The sequence below is a fragment of the Bradyrhizobium sp. BLXBL-03 genome (genome assembly GCF_051853015.1).
Lineage (GTDB): Bacteria > Pseudomonadota > Alphaproteobacteria > Rhizobiales > Xanthobacteraceae > Bradyrhizobium > Bradyrhizobium manausense.
The window spans coordinates 3,565,114-3,583,481 of the sequence record NZ_CP182470.1 but is presented as its reverse complement, the minus strand read 5'-3'; the positions used below and the strand labels follow the sequence as shown (position 1 = coordinate 3,583,481).

General features: G+C 61.2%; 16 protein-coding genes and 4 pseudogenes. 13 read left to right on the top strand and 7 right to left on the bottom strand.

Annotation, left to right across the window (positions count from 1 at the left end; translation table 11 throughout):
* Positions 1-146 precede the first annotated feature (146 nt).
* Positions 147-377, top strand: a complete 231-nt coding sequence (locus tag ACNJX9_RS17120; RefSeq protein ID WP_439409637.1) for a hypothetical protein — start codon at positions 147-149, stop codon at positions 375-377.
* 243 nt (positions 378-620) lie between these two features.
* On the opposite strand, the gene ACNJX9_RS17115 is transcribed toward ACNJX9_RS17120, so the two are convergent.
* Positions 621-2,087, bottom strand: a complete 1,467-nt coding sequence (locus tag ACNJX9_RS17115) for a sodium:solute symporter family protein (RefSeq protein WP_439409636.1) — start codon at positions 2,085-2,087, stop codon at positions 621-623.
* Positions 2,084-2,281 carry a DUF3311 domain-containing protein gene (locus ACNJX9_RS17110; RefSeq protein WP_439409634.1) on the bottom strand — a complete coding sequence of 66 codons (198 nt, stop codon included), beginning with the start codon at positions 2,279-2,281 and terminating at the stop codon, positions 2,084-2,086. Before ACNJX9_RS17110 ends, ACNJX9_RS17115 begins: the two co-directional genes overlap by 4 nt.
* Before the next feature lie 342 nt (positions 2,282-2,623).
* Here ACNJX9_RS17110 and ACNJX9_RS17105 point away from each other — a divergent pair.
* The 3 genes and pseudogenes from ACNJX9_RS17105 to ACNJX9_RS17095 all read left to right on the top strand — a co-directional run.
* Positions 2,624-2,906: pseudogene (locus tag ACNJX9_RS17105) on the top strand (DUF3750 domain-containing protein); the annotation flags it as partial.
* A 204-nt stretch (positions 2,907-3,110) separates the two neighbouring features.
* The gene (locus ACNJX9_RS17100; protein ID WP_439410074.1) at positions 3,111-3,320 is read left to right on the top strand and encodes a PRC-barrel domain containing protein; all 210 of its coding nucleotides are present in this window, start codon (positions 3,111-3,113) and stop codon (positions 3,318-3,320) included.
* A gap of 400 nt (positions 3,321-3,720) precedes the next feature.
* Positions 3,721-4,284: pseudogene (locus ACNJX9_RS17095) on the top strand (SOS response-associated peptidase).
* A gap of 56 nt (positions 4,285-4,340) precedes the next feature.
* Here ACNJX9_RS17095 and ACNJX9_RS17090 read toward each other — a convergent pair.
* Complete coding sequence (locus ACNJX9_RS17090) at positions 4,341-4,862, bottom strand: hypothetical protein (protein WP_439409633.1); 522 nt, start codon at positions 4,860-4,862, stop codon at positions 4,341-4,343.
* Positions 4,859-6,697: a DNA ligase D gene (ligD, locus tag ACNJX9_RS17085; protein ID WP_439409632.1), complete on the bottom strand. Its 1,839-nt coding sequence runs from the start codon at positions 6,695-6,697 to the stop codon at positions 4,859-4,861. Before ligD (ACNJX9_RS17085) ends, ACNJX9_RS17090 begins: the two co-directional genes overlap by 4 nt.
* Before the next feature lie 176 nt (positions 6,698-6,873).
* Here ligD (ACNJX9_RS17085) and ACNJX9_RS17080 point away from each other — a divergent pair, with 176 nt between their 5' ends.
* Positions 6,874-7,143 carry a hypothetical protein gene (locus ACNJX9_RS17080; protein ID WP_439409631.1) on the top strand — a complete coding sequence of 90 codons (270 nt, stop codon included), beginning with the start codon at positions 6,874-6,876 and terminating at the stop codon, positions 7,141-7,143.
* A gap of 135 nt (positions 7,144-7,278) precedes the next feature.
* On the opposite strand, the pseudogene ACNJX9_RS17075 reads toward ACNJX9_RS17080, so the two are convergent.
* Positions 7,279-8,201, bottom strand: a pseudogene (locus tag ACNJX9_RS17075) (Ku protein).
* A 435-nt stretch (positions 8,202-8,636) separates the two neighbouring features.
* The gene (locus ACNJX9_RS17070; RefSeq protein WP_439409630.1) at positions 8,637-8,822 is read right to left on the bottom strand and encodes a DUF3606 domain-containing protein; all 186 of its coding nucleotides are present in this window, start codon (positions 8,820-8,822) and stop codon (positions 8,637-8,639) included.
* 152 nt (positions 8,823-8,974) lie between these two features.
* On the opposite strand from ACNJX9_RS17070, the pseudogene ACNJX9_RS17065 reads away from it, so the two are divergent.
* The 5 genes and pseudogenes from ACNJX9_RS17065 to ligD (ACNJX9_RS17045) all read left to right on the top strand — a co-directional run.
* A pseudogene (locus ACNJX9_RS17065) lies at positions 8,975-9,077 on the top strand (DNA ligase); the annotation flags it as partial.
* Between the two features lie 34 nt (positions 9,078-9,111).
* On the top strand, positions 9,112-9,603 hold the full coding sequence (locus ACNJX9_RS17060; protein ID WP_439409629.1) for a pyridoxamine 5'-phosphate oxidase family protein: 492 nt from the start codon (positions 9,112-9,114) through the stop codon (positions 9,601-9,603).
* 998 nt (positions 9,604-10,601) lie between these two features.
* Positions 10,602-12,284 (top strand): PHP domain-containing protein, encoded by a 1,683-nt coding sequence (locus ACNJX9_RS17055; protein ID WP_439409628.1) that lies wholly within the window; start codon positions 10,602-10,604, stop codon positions 12,282-12,284.
* Entirely contained in the window at positions 12,284-12,847 is a 564-nt protein-coding gene (locus ACNJX9_RS17050) for an MOSC domain-containing protein (RefSeq protein WP_439409627.1), read from the top strand. Before ACNJX9_RS17055 ends, ACNJX9_RS17050 begins: the two co-directional genes overlap by 1 nt.
* A 12-nt stretch (positions 12,848-12,859) precedes the next feature.
* Positions 12,860-13,813, top strand: a complete 954-nt coding sequence (gene ligD / locus ACNJX9_RS17045; RefSeq protein WP_439409626.1) for a non-homologous end-joining DNA ligase — start codon at positions 12,860-12,862, stop codon at positions 13,811-13,813.
* A gap of 25 nt (positions 13,814-13,838) precedes the next feature.
* On the opposite strand, the gene ACNJX9_RS17040 is transcribed toward ligD (ACNJX9_RS17045), so the two are convergent.
* Positions 13,839-14,663, bottom strand: a complete 825-nt coding sequence (locus tag ACNJX9_RS17040; RefSeq protein ID WP_439409625.1) for a ribonuclease HII — start codon at positions 14,661-14,663, stop codon at positions 13,839-13,841.
* A 71-nt stretch (positions 14,664-14,734) separates the two neighbouring features.
* Between ACNJX9_RS17040 and ACNJX9_RS17035 the strand changes: the two genes are divergently transcribed.
* From ACNJX9_RS17035 to ACNJX9_RS17025, 3 genes are all read left to right on the top strand, one after another.
* The gene (locus tag ACNJX9_RS17035) at positions 14,735-15,511 is read left to right on the top strand and encodes a hypothetical protein (protein ID WP_439409624.1); all 777 of its coding nucleotides are present in this window, start codon (positions 14,735-14,737) and stop codon (positions 15,509-15,511) included.
* Positions 15,501-15,773, top strand: a complete 273-nt coding sequence (locus ACNJX9_RS17030) for a hypothetical protein (protein WP_439409623.1) — start codon at positions 15,501-15,503, stop codon at positions 15,771-15,773. The genes ACNJX9_RS17035 and ACNJX9_RS17030 overlap by 11 nt, the downstream gene beginning before the upstream one ends.
* 1,222 nt (positions 15,774-16,995) lie before the next feature.
* On the top strand, positions 16,996-18,339 hold the full coding sequence (locus ACNJX9_RS17025; protein ID WP_439409622.1) for an extracellular solute-binding protein: 1,344 nt from the start codon (positions 16,996-16,998) through the stop codon (positions 18,337-18,339).
* Positions 18,340-18,368 lie beyond the last annotated feature (29 nt).

Genomic DNA, 18,368 nt, shown 5'->3' with positions numbered 1-18,368 from the left:
CTCGGTCCACAGACCGTAGAAGCGCGCTGCAGGGACAATCGTTCCTACGGCATTAGAAGGAGATCTCGCTCGCCACCTGACATCCCGGTACTGTTGATAGGAACGCTTGCTTGCTCCGCGGCTTGTGGCTCCGAGGAGAACTGAACATGACTTATCCGAACGACAACTATCCGAACGACAACCGGCTCGTGACCAACATGAACCGACGGAACAACTGGGGAGGCTGGGCGGCCCTAGCCGTCTGCGTGATCCTGGTCGTTGCAGCCGCGGTCTATTATTCAGGCCGGCACAATACGACCGCATCGAACCAAAGCACTTCGCCGCCAACGACGACTACCGGATCGGCCACGAGCAATCCGGCAGCGCCTAAGAAATAGGGCGCGCATTCTGGTCGCTCGTGAAGGTGAAACGTTGGCCTGTTCGCGAGGGCCTCTGGCTGGTCGTCGGGGATGCATTCACGGTTTGAGTGCTCCGCCCAAAGCGGAGATCGCCCCAAAGAAGCGCATGCGCCTATTCTGGCCAAATAGCCTCGATTGGCGCAACACATCGGTTATTCTTCGCACCCAAATATTGATTGCTTGGCGCAGATCGAGTGAAGATCGTCTAAACAAGTTGTCATGCTATTCCGCGGCAACGCGCGCGGAGTCGGTGGCTTGCTGGGTCGCGGCGCTCACTATGATCAGCACGATGAAATTCAAGATAAGCGCAACAATGCCTATGTTGAGGTCTTGGATCTGCGGCGGCAACCATGGCAGCTTGTGGAAATTCAAGCCGGTCAGGCTGACGACGGCAACGGTGGCAACGCCGGCGACAATGCCCGCCATGGCGCCTTCCCGCGTCGCGATGTTGCGTTTTGCGAGGCTGAGCACGAGCGATGGAAACAGCTGAGTGACCAGACTGTAGCCCATCAGCAGCAACGCCACGATGGTCTCCCCACCCTTCAATGTGAAGAACACCGCGACCAGCGCCACCACCGGCACCAGAAGTTTTGCCAGCAGAGACACTTTTCGGTCGTTAGCCGACGGATCGGCGGCGCGATAAAGATTGTTGGCGATCAAGGTCGCGGCGGTCATCAGGATCATCGATCCAGGTACCAGCGCGGTCAACACGCCGGTTGCGCCGATCACACCGACAAACCACGGATCGAATGTCTTCACCGAGAGCTTGAACAGTGCCAGATCGATGTTGGGGCCAGTCAGCCCCGGAACTTGAAGGATCGCTGCGAATCCGACAAAAAACACGAACAGCAGGATGAGTTGATAGAGCGGCAGCACGATCGCGTTCTTGCGAATGACCCTGGCGCTCCTCGCCGTATAGATCGAGCCGAAACTGTGCGGCCACATGTAGAACCCAAGCGCCGTGAGCAGCACAGTCGAGGAGAACCACCACAGGCTTTCGCCGTGCGGCGGCAGCACGGTGAATCCTGGCTTCGCATGCTCGATCGCCGAGAACATCGACGCCAGGCCGCCGTAATAGTGATAGGGTAGGTACACTCCCAGGAAGATGACGACGACGAGGATCAGGAGATCCTTAGCGACTGCAGTCCAGGCTGAGCCGTGCACGCCTGAGACCATCACATAGGCGGCCACGACAATTGCGCCCGTCCAGATCGCGACGGTGGAAGAGATCGCCCCATAGCCGGCGACCTCGACGATGATACCGAGCCCCTTGAACTGAAGAACAAGGTAGGGAATCAGCGCCACGATATCGACGATCGCGACGATGACCCCCAGTGTCGGGCTATCGTATTTGCGCACGAAGAAGTCCGATTGGGAGTAGAGCCGGTGCTCTTTGGCATAACGCCAAATCGGCGGCAGCATGAAATAGGACAGCACATAGGCCAGCGTGCCATAGGCGAGAATGTAATAAGCTGGCGCACCCTTGCCGTAGGCGTAGCCGCTGCCCCCGAGGAAAGTGAAGGTGGTGTAGATTTCTCCGGCGAGCAGCAGGAACACGAAGATCGCCCCGAAGCCGCGCCCGCCCACCGTCCACTGTTCGAGGTTCATCTCCTTGCCGCGGCGGGCGAGAAAACCCAGCGCGAGCGCCAGCAGCGCGGCGGCTGCAATGAAGGGCAGCGCGCCGTTCACTTGTCTTCTCCCCGATTGGCGGGATCAGCCGCGTAGATCACGGCCATGATGAGCGACGTGATCAGGATCCACATCACGATCCAGGCCAGCAGAAACGGCAGGCCGAGGATCAGGGGATCCAGCCGGTTGACGAAGAACGGGCCGATAATCAGCGCGACGAACGGAATGATTGCAATCCACCGGATGTTGCGCATGGACGAGCACTCTTGTTCCCGGTGAGAACAGATGCATTTTGTGAAAGTTCCTGCGCGTGAGGAGGGCTCGCAAATAGCGGGCGACTTGCGGGCGACCAGCGCCACCCTCATGGCGCGCTGCCGATGCTCTCCTGACTGTCCTAAGTTTATCTGCCGGTGTGCCAATTAGACCAGCCCATTTGGCGCCAATGCACAGGTCCGCCTGACCAATAGGGCTGAACTGGGACTTCTACACACCGTGACCTAGCACCTCTGCGCCTCCGAACTATATCTTTGCCCATTAACCCGTTCGCATCCCCCCGTTGAAGAAACCCTTGCTCGTCTTCCTTTGTATTCGCGCCTATCGCAGCGTCGGCGGCTCGCTATTATTGGCTCGGCGATGGCCGGGACAACTGGCAGACAGCAGATCGCTCCAGCGCTGGCCTGTTGCCGTTGGCGTCAACGCATCCAGAAGCGCTGATCCGAGTGTTCGCCGCACGCACCGTACGCTGGCGCAGCATCTTCGCTGTTCACACCTGGATCGTGGTGAAAGGAAAAGGACGCGACGTCTTACACCCGATACGATTATACGGCATGGGGCGATCCGATCCGCACCAACGGCTTCGTGCCCGACGGCCGTAGGTTCGCGTTCCTAATTTCGCAGCGCACGATTAGAGGCGCCGCTCATACTTGGCCATTCCCTGGGCGTTATGGATGCGCTCACGTTTTCGACAATACGCCGACTTCAGTCCATGTTTGGTCTGTTTTGCCTCCGCTTGGCATGATAGGCGGAGCGCGCAATATCCTCTCGGAAATTGCGCTGCTTCCTGAAACGCTCGAAGGTTTCGTAATGCCGCTGGTGAAGGATCGCGCCTTGACCATCCTTCGCGAATACGAGCAAGCAAAGGATGAGCTGCTTGGCAAGGCCGCTGTTCTCACCGATGGTACGGCTGGAACTGTCGACGGGCTAATGCTGGACGAGCTTCACGGGCTTCGCGTCTCGATTACTGGGCACATCGGCAAGTGGCCGATTTCGAAGATCAAGATGATTCAGCAATAGCGCTGGAGCGGCTTCTCGCGCGCTAGGAAAATCTCGCTTGACAAACACTTGACGGTGCAATGCGAGACCACACTAACCCCCGTCGGCTTCTCTCTGGTCAGATTCAGCGCGATTATGGTTCATGTCCCCGCGCATTGTTCCTATCCCCCGGTCAGCGACCTGAGAAAAGCTCAGGCCAAAAGCGTTCGTTCTGCGGACGGTCTCCACGACACCTATTTCGAGCAATCGAAACTGGTGCGGAGCGCTGCGGAGGCCAAGATCCGCGAAGCCGAAGGAGCGACCTGGCCTGGACCGAATTTCAGCTCACCAACCAGAAGCGTGCCGCGGATGATGCCGATGACGCAACGCCGGTCGTGGCGAAAACGACCCAGGCCATGAGAATGACCGTTCGCAATCGCGCATGTGCCCTTTGTCGAGAAAAATGACCGATTCTCCTCGCACCATCACCGACGCCGACACTGCGCGATGGGGAATGCCGTCCTTGTCAAAAGCGCTCATGGATGCGACCAAGAAGCGCGCTGAGAAGCTGCAAGCCAAGGGAAGACGGTCGACTTCAAGGAATTGCTGCGGATGGAACCCGATGGTGGCACGACGAACATCCGGAACGTCAATAGCAAGCACTGGACCCGCTGGTTAGGCGTTGAAAATCGCTGCGTGGTGCCGTTCAACAGCTTCAGCAAATTCAACAAGGCCGAAGGCGGCGACATCTGGTTCGCATTCGATGAATCTCACCCCCTCGCCTGCTTTGCTGGCATCTGAACCAACTGGACGTCCGTCCGAAAGGTCAAGGAAGGCGAGACAACGAATGACCTTTACGCATTCCTGACGACTGACGCCAACGCTGAAGTCTTCGCTGATGGCCGCGCCTCCGGACGAGGCCCTGAAGTTGCAGCGGCCCCTTCCGAACGGCACGCTCCGGATCGTCGCCCGCGGCGTGAAAGAAGATCCCGCGCCGCCCGCCTAATTGAGGGACCCGCCGGCGGCTAAGCTAACCGTAGTCGACTGCCACCAACCGCCCATTCAGCACGCCGAAGCTGTCCCGCTTGTATTCCGCAGGTACCATCCCCGCGTCGGGCTCGGCATTCCCGAGCACGAGCGAATGGAGCGGCTGGCCGAGATCGCCCTGGTGCCGGCCCCCGCTAAGGCATCGAAGTTCTCCTCCACATACCATTCGCCCCGCGTGACGAACGCGCGGTAGTTCAATTGTTGCCACTCCGCGTCGGTCAGCGGTCTGGCACGCGGCATCACGAGAAGAAACCCACCCGGATTCGAAAAGCTGACCGGACAGAGCTCGGGCCAGCGTTCTGCGGCGAATTTCGTTTCCTGCATGTTGCTCAGCAGCCCACGCAACAGATAGTCCCACCACCAGTGCCGCCCGCCCCAGGTCCATCTTCCAGGAAGCTTTAAAACCTGGCAGCGCGTGAGAACGATGGTCCGCACCGCACCGAATCGGCGAACCGGGAGAAAGCGTTGCATTGCGCGCCGCACTCGGCTGGCTCTGCGCAGAGGCTGTGCGCCCGAGAAAAACTCGCTGATGCTCATGCGCGGGTGCGCTCCCTTCTGCTTCGAGCGGCCTGCCGGAACGGATGCTGCATCGTGAATGCGTCCGGTGGGATGCCGGCTTCGACACGCGCCCAGGTGACCGGAGCGGCGATAGGGAAATTCGCCCGCGCCCGGGGCGAATAGGTGCCGATCGCGGTGGTGCCACGACCGTTGCGCAGATAATCGAGGAAGATCATGCCCGTGCGTTTCGCCTGAGCAGACAGGATGTATCGATCCGGGAAGCGCGAGGCCAGGTCGGCAACCAGGCGGCGGGTAATCCTGTGCGCCGCGTCATGGCTGATGCGGTCCTGAAGCGGCGCCATCAGATGGATTCCCTTGCCACCCGTGAGCTTCGGCCAGGGGTCGAAGCCTTCCTCGCGCATCAAGTCGCGCATCAGCAGCGAGCTTTCGACGATCTCATTCCACGCAATGCCTTCACCAGGATCGAGATCGACCACGATGCGGTCAGCCCGCTCGATGTCGTCTACGGTCGCATTCCAGGGATGCAGTTCCACGGCTCCGATTTCGACCAGCCCGAGCAGGCCTTCCAGGCTGTCGACCCAGAGGCGCGTCCCCTCTCCTCCCTCACGTTTGCGAATGCGCAACTGGTGCACGGCCGCCGGTAGATGCTTCGGCAACGGTCCCTTGTGATAAAAGGTCGTGCCGTGCACATGCCGCACCAGCTTCAGCGGCCGATGCCCGAGATGCGGCAGAGCCTTCTTCCAGGTTCGGGTCCAATAGTCGGCGAGTTCGTCCTTCGAGGGAGCAACAGCATCCGGAAGAAGCTGCAGGATGTTTTCACGGGGCACCCCGATCCGTGGGCGGGCGACTGACGAGGGAGCCAGGCGCGGCGCGCGAACCTTGGCCGGCGCGAGATCGTCGCGAAGGCCCTTGAAGACGGCGGCCCGCAACAGACCGTCGTCAGTCAGCGCTCCGTATTCGACCTCGGCATTGACCTCCGGCTCGAGCCACGTCGCTTTTGGCTTCTTGACGGGAATGCTGAGAGGCGAGGTCTTGCGGATCAGCGGATCGATCCGTTCCCGCAGTTCGCGGGCACTCGCCTCGGTGTAGCCGGTCCGAACCTTGCCCGCATAGAGCAACTTGCCCTCTTCGCGCCGCCCCACATACAGCGAAGCGACCTTGCGTGGACGGGCACCAAGCTTCTCCACGAATGCGACGATCGGAAAGGTTTCGCTCTTCTTGCACTTGAGCTTGATCCACGCCTCCTGGCGCCCCGAACGGTAGGGAGCGTCGAGCCGTTTCGCGACCAAGCCCTCGAGGCCCATCCTGCACGCATTCCTGAAGATCTCATCACCGTCCGCCTGGAGATGTTCGACAAAGACGAAGGTGTCCGGAGCGTCCGTCAGCACCTGCTCAAGAAGAGCTTTCCGGCGCTCGAAAGATGCAGCTCGCAGATCGTAGCCGTTGAGATAGAGCAGATCGAAAGCGTGGTACCGCAGATGGCCGCTGTTCCGCCTCCCGAGCTCACGTCTCAGCTGCTGGAAATCGGGTAGCCCGTTGCTCCCGTACACGACAGCTTCGCCATCGATCACGGCGGATTTTGCCTTCAGGCGACTGGCTGCAGCGGCAATCGGGCCGAACTCCGCAGTCCAGTCGAGTCCGGTCCGAGAGTAGACCTTTGTCTCGTCGGGCCGCAGATGGAGCTGCGCCCGGTATCCATCCGCCTTGATTTCGTAAGCCCAGACATCTCCGTCCGGAGGGCGGGCGCGCTGGGTGGGATCACAGAACTCGATGAATGCAGGACTCGGAGCCTTCCGCGCGCCGGGGACGCGCGCAAGCGAAGGAGACCTGGAACGCAACGCTACAGCACACATGCGGACTCAATGGAGGCGGCCGGTCGTGGTTCCGACCGCTCGGCCGTCGCGAGCGCCACACACAGGATATGCGGAACAGGTGCAAAACCAACCTACCGCGATTTCGAATCTCTGCCTTGTGTTAGCAGCGCGGAACGAACGAGCGGACGCAAGGATTCGCCCGGTAGGAGCGATCGATGCTGATGACGAAGGAAAGACGGCCGGCGATCCGCACACTGGGCGGCTGGGCGACCAGCGTATTGCAGGAGGCCGGCGCCATTCGCGAGTGCGAGGAGCATGGCTGGATGCAGGACCGGGACGACCCGCATGCCCGGGAGCACGCCTTCGAGATCGCCCGGCAAGAACCGCCGAACGGCTTATCGCCCGAGGCGGCCGTTGCGGAAGGACGAGATGTCCTGGATGGGATCGGCAACACCTGCCCGGAGTGCCGGCCCGAAGGTGATTAGGCTGTTTGGTCGGGCCACGGCTGTAGGCCGTTCGAGGTCGGGCGGTTTCAAGCCCGGTCTGGGCAGCTCCACCGCTGCCGCTCGAGACCATGGTCACAGCAGCCAGGGCGCTTCCGGTGATGAACACGCTCGCCGTCAGGCCGACTTCCGCTGCGGCCTGGCCGACGGTTTCTTCGCCACAGCCTCCTTCGGCTTCTTGCCTTCGATTGGCATCAACATTTCCTTTTGCGCGGATGCCGCCTTGCGCCCCTTCCTGGCGGGCTTGGCGGCCTCCGCCGGCGCGGCTTCCTTGCCGACTGATCGGCGTAGCGCCTCCATCAGATCGACGACGTTGGTCGCGGCCGGCTTGGATTTCGGAGTGATCGCCTTGCCGGCGCGCTTCTGGTTGATTAGGTCGATCAGCGCGGTCTCGTAGCGATCCTCGAACTTCTCGGGCTCGAACCGGCCCGCCTTCTGGTTAACGATGTGCCTGGCTAGGTCGAGCATATCCTTTGTGACCTTCACGTCCTGGATTTCCTCGAAATACTCGGCCTCGCTGCGCACCTCGTAGGGGTAACGCAGCAGCGTGCCCACGAGCCCCTTATCCAGCGGCTCGAGCGCGATGATGTGCTCGCGGTTGGTCAGCACGACGCGACCGATGGCGACCTTGTCCATCTCGCGGACGGTCTCGCGGATGACGGCAAAAGCGTCGTGGCCCACCTTGCCGTCGGGGCGGATGTAATAGGGCGGATCAGGTAGCGCGGGTCGATGTCGGCCCTATCGACGAACTCGTCGATCTCAATGGCCCGCGTGGACTCCAGCGCGATCTCTTCGAGCTCCTCTTTCGAGACTTCGATGTACTGGCCTTTCTCGAACTCGTAGCCCTTGACGATGTCTTCGTTCGGGACCTCGTCGCCCGTGTCGGCGTCGACCTTGAGATACTTGACGCGGTGGCCGGTCTGCCGGTTGAGCTGGTTGAAGGAGATCTTCTCGCTCTCAGAGGTGGCCGGATAGAGCGCGACCGGACAGGTCACCAGGGACAGACGCAGGAAACCTTTCCAGTTGGCGCGGGGAGCCATTTACGCAGAACTCCGGTTCGAGGACCTAGATTCAAGACGAACGAGGGTGACCGGTTCCGACATGCCGTCCCCCACCCGAGATTTCACCCGGCGCGCCTTGAAGCGCCACGAGAATCCGGGAGCGGCTCCCTTGACTCGGTTAGAACAACACAGGACATAGGTGGATGAAAGCCGCTCCCGACGGCGTTCGCGCGGACAGGAGGCCCTTCGCCCGGCGACGTCGCCGAAGCCAAGCTGATCCGGAAGTTCGGCGAGGTACCGGACGATCTCAGCACTCCGTAAGAGAACGTCGCCGAATTGGTCGAGCTGCTGCGCGCTCACCCACCCGAGCGCGGGGTCGTGCTGCGAGGATAAGGAGGGCCAACAAGACGTCTCTTAAGGTATGCTTGATCCCGAGGGGAGCGCCGCGAACTGAAAGAGAACCGGCCGCTCGCTTCAGCGTCCCAGCCGTTTCTCGACGCGCTTGCGGCTGTTGCCGACCTTCTTCACGGCTTTCTTCACGGCAGAGGCTGATCGACCGGTTTTCTTCGCTTCATAGCGGACTTCATGGTCCTGTCCTTTGGCCACCCGTGCTCGGTCCTGCTTCCGTCCACGCGCGGTCTTCTTCTTCGCTGCGGCCATCGGCTCCTCCTCTTGCGAACGTTGACATTGATGCAACGCCGCAACGATTCGCGGGTTCCCGAAACTAATCCTGCGGTCCCGGCTTTGAGGCGTATGTGGCGTGGAGTTGCTTGCGTGGCGCTTCAGCGGAGTAGAAGCGGATGGCCCCCAACGGGTTCTGGGTCGAGTCCAAGCTCCTTGCCGAGATCGAGTACCGCGCCTAGTCGGAAGGAAAGGTCCGGCACGTTGTTCAAGGGACTGCGGGAGGACCTCTGACAGTCGGCATAGACCGCAAGAAAGGAGGTATGACATGAAGCAGAAAGGCGACAACAATCGCGTGTGGGACATCATCGAAAAGGCCGGCGTGTGCATGCTGACGACGCAATTCGGGGGTGGGCTACGTGCGCGCCCCCTCGAAGCAAGGCCCGACCGCAACGCCGGCTTGATCTTCTTCGTTACGGACATCCATAGCCCGAAGGAGGATGAGATCGCGTCCGCTCCCGATGTCGGTATCGTCTTCATCGATGCGGATGAGAAAGCCTACCTCTCGATCACGGGCCGTGCCTTTGTCTTACGCGATGTCGACAAGACGAAGGCGGTGTGGCGGAAGACCGACGAGGTATGGTGGCCCAACGGTCCGGGCAGTCCGGACGTGAGCTTGCTCCGGATCGAGCCTTCCACGGCGGAATTGTGGGATGGGCCGGCAAGTGCAGCGGTCACCGCCTTCGAGTTCGTCAAGGCGAGGCTGACAGGGCAGGAGCCGAACCTCGGCGAGAACCGGAAGTCAACCGTCAAGATGTGAGCAGGGCGGAGGCCTTACAACAGGTCACGGCCGATGCACGAACGATGATCTTGTCCTGCCGGAAGTCCGTCTCCAGCCACGCCGGCAGCCCATCCACCAGGACTCATCGAGTGTTTCAGTCAGGACTTCGAACACGATGATCTCGTCACGCACCGTTCTGTCCCCCTCCCGGCTCAAACCCTGGGCGGGAGACCGGGTGAATGCCGTCAATCCTCCGAAGCGCTCGGTCAGTCTGTCGCGGAGCGCTGAAAACCTCTCGGGATCGAACGGCCGGCCTTCGTTGTCGTTCAGGGGAAGAAGTATCTCGACCAGGTGCAATGGAGAGAATTCCTTCAGAACCGCAGCATTCCGAACATGAAAAGCAGCGCGACCGTGATGACGGCGGAGATCAGCAGAGAGCCGAAACAGCCCAGGCGGTTAGAAAAGAAGAAGAACATAGCCTGCCGTCGCGATCGGATGCGACGCTAACCAGCCGAACCCGAAGTCGTTCCGGAAAGCCGATCGCACTCCTGCCGCGTCAGGGGACCCCGGACCGGCTGTCCGATAAATGTCGCGCTTGGGGCTTTCGTAGAGACCTCTCGCGTCATGCCGTTCAAGAAATGTGGCCTGGCGCCATTCCCGATAGGTGCCCTGTAAGAACCAAGCCTCAGCCGAGGCGTTGAGTCACTGATGTCGGACGCTTTTGACTATTTCCGTGCCCATGCCGTCCGGGCCCTTTGCAAGGCTCGAAGAATGCGTCGCGGAAGAATGAAGAACCTGCAGATGATGGTAGGTAGAGTGTATCACCTGCTCACCAAGGAGGCCGCATACGGACCGAACCTACAGCATCTAGACGAGTTTCGGGCCGCGCAGAAGCTCGAGAAGTCGCTCGAGTGATGGCGTCGCGGTCGACCAGCCGGTGGACGTGCGAAGGCGTCGCGGACGCAACAACTCCGTCTCGATTGATGGCGCACGTACAAACCCCTCGGAAGGATAGGCCGCAAGAGGAGGAGCGTTGAGTGCCGGCCGCTGACACCCAAACTGTGGTCAAGCTCCTACGAGAATACGCGCAGCGAACCGCGTTGCGCGGAGGCAATCCGTACCGTGCCAAGGCGTATTCCCGCGCGTCGGACAGTCTCGCCGCCCTCGCAATTCCGCTCCACGTCATGATCGAAGAAGGCCGGCTCACGGAGATCCCGGGCGTCGGTGATGCGATCGCGGACATCATCGCCAAATTGCACCGGACCGGAAGCCATCCGAGCCTGGAGAAACTTCGCAAGGAAGTGCCGGCCGGCGTCCTGGAAATGCTGACCGTGCCTAGCCTTCGTCCAGAGAAGGTGCTGCGGCTCTACAAAGATCTGGGCATCGGCTCCCTCGCCGAACTGGAAACCGCCGCCAAGGAGGACCGGATCAAAAAAGCCAAAGGGCTCGGCGCCGCGCTGCAGACCAAGATCCTGCAGAACCTGGCGATGGCCAAGAGCGGCGAAGGCCGCCTTCACCTTCATCGCGCCGCCGCGCTGCTCGCGCACGCCAGGGACTCGATCCGCAAGTCCCGCCCCGAGCTCGAGCGCGTGACGATCGCTGGCGACTTCCGCCGCGGCTGCGAGCTCGTCGACGATCTCGCGATCGTTGCGGAAGCACCAAAAGCGGCGAAGACCTCGAAGGCGCCGGCGGCGGATGGATTACAAGTCCGCATCTCCGATCGAAAACACTTCGGCGCCGCGCTTCTCTTCGCCACCGGCTCCGCGGGCCACATCGATCAACTTCAGGCGCTGGCCGCGGAGAAAGGATTTCGTTTGGATGCCGACGGCTTGCACAAGGGGCGCACCCTAATCGCCGGCGAAGAGACCGACATCTACCGCGCTCTCGGGCTGCCGTTCATCGAGCCGGAGCTTCGGGAGGGTCGCGGCGAGGTCGAGCTTGCCCTGAGGGGCAAGCTGCCGAAGCTGGTCAACGATCAGGACCTTCGTGGAATCCTTCACTGCCACACCGACGCCTCGGACGGGACCGAGACCTTGGAGACAATGGCCAAGGCCACGCGCCAGCGCGGTTTCGAATATTTCGGCGTCGCCGATCATTCGAAGTCCGCCCACTACGCCGGCGGACTATCGGTCGAGGAGATCACCGAGCAGCACCGGGAAGCCGATCGCTTGAACAAGCGGTTCGGCAAGGATTTCCGGATCCTCAAGGGCATCGAGTCCGATATCCTGGCCGATGGCTCGCTCGACTATCCGGATGACGTGCTGGAGCGCTTCGACTTCGTGGTTGCCAGCATCCACGGCCGCTTCAAGCTAGACCGCAAGGCGCAAACGCGGCGCCTGCTACGTGCCATCGCCAATCCTCGCACCACGATCATCGGCCACATGACCGGTCGGCAGCTCCAGCGCCGGCCAGGTTACGAAATCGACATTGAGAAGGTGCTTCGGGCCTGCGCCAAGCATGACGTCGTCGTCGAGATCAACGCTCACCCGTGGCGGCTCGACCTGGATTGGCGTTGGCACCAGGCGGCCCTCAAACTCGGCTGCATGATCAGCATCAATCCGGACGCGCACTCGATTCCGGAACTCGACCACATGCACTGGGGTGTCGAGATGGCGCGCAAGGGCGGCGTGCCAGCGGACCGGGTGCTCAACGCGATGAGGCTGCCGGAGATCACGCGCTACCTCCGCCAGAAGCGACGCCCGCTCTCCCGGGCAGCCTGATGCCGGAGGCGCATCATCTCTCGCTCGAGGGAAAGGTGGTGGCGGTCGCCGCCAATCGCGGGCACCACTTCAGCAAACAGGTCCAGGAGCGCATAGTCTTGGTGGCAGGCCACGGCATCGAAGGCGACGCCCACGCCGGCCCTTTCGTCCAGCATCGCTATCTGGTCCGCCGCAGACCCCGCCTACCCAATCTCCGGCAGGTCCACCTGATCCCATCCGAACTGTTCCTGAACCTCGGCAAAGCTGGCTTCTCAATCGCAGCGGGAGACCTTGGTGAGAACATCACCACCGCCGGCCTGGATTTGGAGCGGATGCCGCTCGGCACCCTGATCGAAGTGGGGCCCACCGCCCTCGTCGAGCTGACCGGTCTCCGGACGCCCTGTGTCCTGATCGACCGCTTCCGGCCTGGCCTGAAACGGCAGGTGCTCTCGTCGGCGGAAACGGGCCCTCCATTCAAATCAGGGGTGCTGGGCGTGGTTCGGGCCGGCGGACCGGTCGCGGCGGGCGATGCCGCACGGATTCGCCTTCCGTCCTCCCCCCTTCGAGCCTTGCCAGCATTATAGAAAGACCCGGCCGTGGCCCGAAAATCGACCCTGCCTCTTCGCCTGCAGCCCATGCTGGCCACGCTGACGGATTCACCGTTCGACGATCCCAACTGGGTCTTCGAAGACAAATTCGATGGTTTCCGCATGGTCGCGGAAATACGGCGTGGTCGGGTCGCGCTCTACAGCCGCAACGGAAAGATCATCAGCCACTCCTACATCGAAGTCGCGAAGGCACTGGAGGGGGTGAAGGCGGACGCCGTGATCGACGGCGAACTCATCGCGATCGGGAAGGACGGCGTATCCCATTTCCAGTTGCTTCAAAACGCCCTGCGGCACGAGGCAAAGCTTTTGTACTGCGCGTTCGACCTCATGTTCGCAGACGGCGAGGACCTGCGCGCGCTGCCGCTCCTTGAGCGCAAGAAGCGGCTCAAGGCCATTCTGCCGCGCCACAAGCTGATCGCGTTCAGCAACCATCGTAAGGCTAAGGGAACGCAGTTCTTCGCAGAAGCCGAGCGGAGACATCTCGAAGGCATCATCGCGAAGCGCGCCGATAGCCCGTACGTGTCCGGACGGCGGTCCGCCGACTGGCTGAAGGTGAAGACCGCGCAGCGGCAGGAGGTGGTGATCGCCGGCTTCACGGCCCCGCGGCGAACCCGTCCCTTCTTCGGCGCGCTCGTGCTGGCGGTGCGGGAAGATGATGCATGGCGGTACGTCGGCCACGTCGGCACCGGTTTCAGCCATCAGGTTCTCGAAGAGCTTCACGGGAAGCTCATGAGGCTCAAGACAGCCAAGTCGCCCTTCCCTGCCAAGGTGAAGGATGAGCGGGTCACGACCTGGGTGCGCCCTTCCCTGGTCGCGGAAGTGAAGTTTGCGGAGTGGACCAGCAAGGGCGAGCTGCGCCAGCCGGTCTATCTCGGCCTGCGGTCCGACAAGAAAGCCAAAGATGTCGTTCGCGAAAGAACTTGGTCGCGAAAACAACGCTAAGACGCAGCGTACAAGCTGATGTGGTTCAAACTGCTTCGCGCTCGGATGCAGAGGGCCATGGCGGCAGCGGCGGTAACCCGAGAGCCTTGCGTACAGGTCCAAACGACTTCCGGTGGGCTGCGCATGCGCCAAGCCGAGCAAGCGCATCGTAATGAGCCGGCACAGGGTAACCCTTGTGATCCGCAAATCCGTAGCCGGGGTAACGCACGTCGAGCGCCCGCATGACGGTGTCGCGCTCCACTTTCGCGAGAATGGAGGCGGCGGCGATGCTGGCGGACTTGGCGTCGCCCTTAATGATGGCCTGCTGAGGGATATCGATTTCCTTCAACCGCTTCGCATCGATCAGCAAGCGCTGCGGCGTCAAGCCAAGGCCCCGGACGGCACGCTGCATAGCCTGGATGCCTGCCCAATAAATGTTAATCGCGTCGATCTCCTCGACGTCAACGAACGCCACGCACCAACTCTCTGCCTTTTCCTTGATCTCTTTCGCGAGTTCTTCGCGGGCTCCGGCGTCGAGCTTTTTCGAATCATCGATTCCGATGATCCGCGTACCGGGCTTGAGAATCACGGCGCCAGCGGAGACCGGCCCGGCGAGAGGGCTCATTCCGGCCTCGTCCACGCCCGCCACAGCATGAAGGCCGTTCTCCCAGAGAGAGGTCTCGAAGCGGAGCATCTTGCGGAGGCGCTGCCCCTCGGACCTGTTTTCGAAGCGGCGCTTATCGATTGAAGCCAAGATGGCACGGGCTCCCGCGCGGGTGTCGGCCCGCAAGATCTGCTCCACGCCGGCCTTCAGTGGTCTTTTCTCGACGACATAGCGCTGACGCAACATATCGAGTGAATATTGGGACATATGGGCCCTCGCGAAGACTGGCTTTTGGGAGCATGTCGGCAAAATTTGTGGCGATTGTCTGAAGTTAGACCATGCCGCGCTCCCCAATTCTGCGGCGCCTGATCGAAAGGAACCGGCCCGGCTCCCATATGATCTGCACAGCCACGGAATTTACAACTCGCACCTACGGCCCGGCGGGCGGAACCAACCGGTGTCTTCATCCTTTACAACTGGCGGAGCCTCGAATCCCAGCGGCGCTTCCGAGGGACAGGCCCACGCTCCGACAGACCAGCAACGAAGAACTGATCCTGGACCGCACCGCCGAGGTAGCGGCCACCATTGCGGAAGAAGGGCTTCGATACGTCAGCGACTCCGCTCCCGGCTACACGCGCAAGCGGACCGGAACCACCTTCAGCTATTACGACAAGGACGGAAAGCGCATCACCGACTCCGCCATCATCCGGCGCATCGACTCCATCGGCATCCCGCCGGCCTACGAATCTGTGTGGATCTGCCCCTCGCCCAACGGCCATATCCAGGCGACCGGGCTCGATGCGCGGGGCCGCAAACAGTACCGCTACCAAGCGAAATGGCGCGAGCTGCGCGATCAGAACAAGTATGAGCATATCGTCCAGTTTGCTGCCGCGCTGCCCGCACTTCGCGAGCGGGTCGCCGCCGACATGAAGCGGGACGGATTGCCTCGCGAGAAGGTGCTGGCCACGATAGTCAGTCTTCTGGAGAAGACATTGATCAGGGTCGGCAACGCCGAGTATATGGGCTTACCACCATGCGCCGCAAGCACGTCGCTGTCGGCCGCGGCGTCCTTCGGTTCGACTTCACGGGCAAGTCGGGCAAGCATTGAAGTATGACAGCCAGGCCGAGGCGAAGCGCAACGTCGTCGCCGCGATCGAGAGCGTCTCGAAGCAGCTCGGTAATACACCAGCGATCTGCCGCAAATGCTACGTACATCCGGAGATCCTGAACGCCTATATGTCCGGCGACCTCGTGAAGATGATCGAAGCCAAGATCGCGCAGAAATTCAAGCGCCAGTATGCCAAGCTCTCGTCTGACGAGATCATAGTCCTGGCATTTCTCCGTAAGCGGCTCGATTCTTTGGAGGCCACCACCTAGCTTCGCGTGCCAGCGCCGGAGGCCTGCCTCCTCCTCAATGCTTCTGAGCACGCCTTACTGGCGGGAGCCCTCGTCGAAAGAAACGCGCCTTCGGTTCAGATGCAGGGGCTGAGCGTCTCCGGGTCGGCGGACCAGTCGGGTCCGGGACACAGCGCGCTGAAGAGCCCGGTGCACAACTCGATTGCTTGGGCGCGATCAAGTACTCGGGTCCGGCATGGCCGCAAACAAGGTAACGGCGGTACGCTTGGGGCTGGGGAGGCAATTGACGGTCCGGGACTACAAGCCGCCACGCACAGCTGGCGGCTTTTCTTTGGCCACGATGTCAACTCAGGAGCCGCTTGCTCTGGCTCGTTCACGTGCCTCGCGGCGTTCCCGTCGTTCGCGCCTTCGCTTGGCACGGTCGGCAGGCAGCCGGAGCGGAGGAACGGTCGCTATTTCGGGTGCCGCTTCGTGATCGATTGAGACCGCTTCGATTGGTTCGGGCGTCCCCGACCGGGCTTCCATGACTTCCAGCACGGCTCGCCCTTGGCGGTGATTCTGGGCCGGCTTAGCCGGCCTCCCGATGCTGATGATGCGCGGAATCTAACAGCAATCAAAACCAATGTATCGTACTCCGACGTAAGACACCTGTCTGATGTCCCAAAAGGTACGCTTCAGGCGTTTCGTCCAAAGGTCTATCTCAGGGTTTAACCTATGTGTCTGCAACCATCTAGCTAAGAGCTTAAAACCTTTCCCATCAGCAGAAGGGACACGCTATGGGAAAGAAGCGGAGGCGGTTCAAGCAAACTGACTCGCTCGAAACACGGCTCCTGCAATTCGCTGAAGACATGCGGAACCGGGCGCAGCGAAAACCACCCGGCGATGAGCGAAACTCGTTGCTCAAGCGAGCCTATAATGCAGATCAAGCAATCGACCTGGAGCGGCAGCTTCGTGCATGAAAAACAACCGTACTCACTGCACTCGCTGCCGCAGCGGGGTGGCAACACAGGTAGCGGTCAGCGACCACTGGTTATGAGATCACGGCCTTGTCAAAGCCAGCGCAATGCAGTCTTTGATGCCAAAGGTTGTACGGCAACGTACCAATCGAGCCAATTTGGAAAGACCGCTGGCGCCGTAGGATTATAGTGGATTTGAAAAACAACGATCCCAGAGTAGAGCTAGACTCATCCCTCTCTGGATAAGCCTTCTCCAACTGGCGACGCACACACAGGAGGGAGTCCAGATGCCAACGGGCAAGTATTTGCGCGTCACACGACGCCGTTTCCTGCAACAGACCGGTCTTACCTTTGCCGCCGCTTCGGTGCCGTCCGTTTCCGCGCCGTTCATTTCCCGCGCGCTGGCCGACACCAAATCCCTCTCCATCGTGCAGTGGAGCCATTTTGTCCCGGAGTATGACAAATGGTTCGATGCGTTCGCAAAGGACTGGGGACAGAAAAATCAGGTCGAGGTCACCGTCGATCACATCCCGGTCGGCAACGTCGCCGCCCGCGCGGCAGCCGAGGCTTCCGCACAATCGGGTCACGATCTGTTCGGCTGGAACGGCGCAGGCGGGGCGCATCTCTACCGCAAATTCCTGGTCGACGTGACGAGCCTCGTCGAGGCGACCGAGAAGAAATACGGCAAGGTCAGCACGATCGGGCGGCAGATCGGCTACAACCAGGACGACAAGACCTGGTCTGCGTTCCCCGATTTCTACATCAATTTCCCCGTCATGTACCGCAAGAGCATGTGGGACGAGATCGGTATGAAGCCGGACACGTGGGACAACGTGCGGTCCGGCGGCGCCAAGCTGAAGGCCAAAGGCCATCCGGTCGGCATTTCGCTCGGGCACAGCAACGACCCGAACACGACCTGGCGCGGCCTGCTGTGGAGCTTTGGCGGTGCGCTTCAGGATGCCGATGGCAAGAGCGTCGTGCTCAACAGCAAGGAGACGGTCGAAGCCGTCAAGTACGTCACCGCGCTGTACAAGGAGGCGATGACGACGGAAGTGCTGTCGTGGGACGACTCCAGCAACAACCGATATCTCGTTTCGGGCATCGGCTCGCTGATCATCAATCCGATTTCGGCCTACCGGACCTTCCAGAAGGCAAACAAGAAAGGCGCCGACGACACCTTCGTGATGGCTCCGCCGAAGGGACCTGTGCGCCAGATCATGGGCGGCGCCTCCGAGTTCTACGGCATCTGGAAGTTCGCCAAAAACAAGGATGGCGCAATCGAATTCCTCAAATACTACGCCGACCATTGGCCTGAAGCGTTCAAGGCGAGCGAAGGGTACAACAATCCCTGCTTCGCCAACCTCGTGCCGAAGCCGATGCCGATTCTCTCGAACGATCCGACCTCGGCGCCGAATGAGAAGCTTGCCGTACTCCAGGAGTCCGAGCAGTGGTCGGCTTCGCCGGGATATCCGGGGCCGTCCTGGCCCGCCGTCGACGAAGTCTACAACGACTTCGTCATCTGCGACATGATGTCGAAAGCGGCAACCGGACAGATGTCCGCCGAGGATTCGGTGAAATGGGCGCATCAGCAGGCTGAGGCGATCTTCACAAAGTGGCACGGGAAAACCTGAAGCCGGACTGCGCAGCGACGTGCGTTAAT

Bases quoted from the DNA above. Each gene is read 5' to 3' on its own strand.
- ACNJX9_RS17120 (WP_439409637.1), top strand. From the start codon at position 147: ATGACTTATCCGAACGACAACTATCCGAACGACAACCGGCTCGTGACC.
- ACNJX9_RS17110 (WP_439409634.1), bottom strand. From the start codon at position 2,281: ATGCGCAACATCCGGTGGATTGCAATCATTCCGTTCGTCGCGCTGATT.
- ACNJX9_RS17100 (WP_439410074.1), top strand. From the start codon at position 3,111: ATGCCGCTGGTGAAGGATCGCGCCTTGACCATCCTTCGCGAATACGAG.
- ACNJX9_RS17090 (WP_439409633.1), bottom strand. From the start codon at position 4,862: ATGAGCATCAGCGAGTTTTTCTCGGGCGCACAGCCTCTGCGCAGAGCC.
- ligD (WP_439409632.1), bottom strand. From the start codon at position 6,697: ATGTGTGCTGTAGCGTTGCGTTCCAGGTCTCCTTCGCTTGCGCGCGTC.
- ACNJX9_RS17080 (WP_439409631.1), top strand. From the start codon at position 6,874: ATGCTGATGACGAAGGAAAGACGGCCGGCGATCCGCACACTGGGCGGC.
- ACNJX9_RS17070 (WP_439409630.1), bottom strand. From the start codon at position 8,822: ATGGCCGCAGCGAAGAAGAAGACCGCGCGTGGACGGAAGCAGGACCGA.
- ACNJX9_RS17060 (WP_439409629.1), top strand. From the start codon at position 9,112: ATGAAGCAGAAAGGCGACAACAATCGCGTGTGGGACATCATCGAAAAG.
- ACNJX9_RS17050 (WP_439409627.1), top strand. From the start codon at position 12,284: ATGCCGGAGGCGCATCATCTCTCGCTCGAGGGAAAGGTGGTGGCGGTC.
- ACNJX9_RS17040 (WP_439409625.1), bottom strand. From the start codon at position 14,663: ATGTCCCAATATTCACTCGATATGTTGCGTCAGCGCTATGTCGTCGAG.
- ACNJX9_RS17035 (WP_439409624.1), top strand. From the start codon at position 14,735: ATGCCGCGCTCCCCAATTCTGCGGCGCCTGATCGAAAGGAACCGGCCC.
- ACNJX9_RS17025 (WP_439409622.1), top strand. From the start codon at position 16,996: ATGCCAACGGGCAAGTATTTGCGCGTCACACGACGCCGTTTCCTGCAA.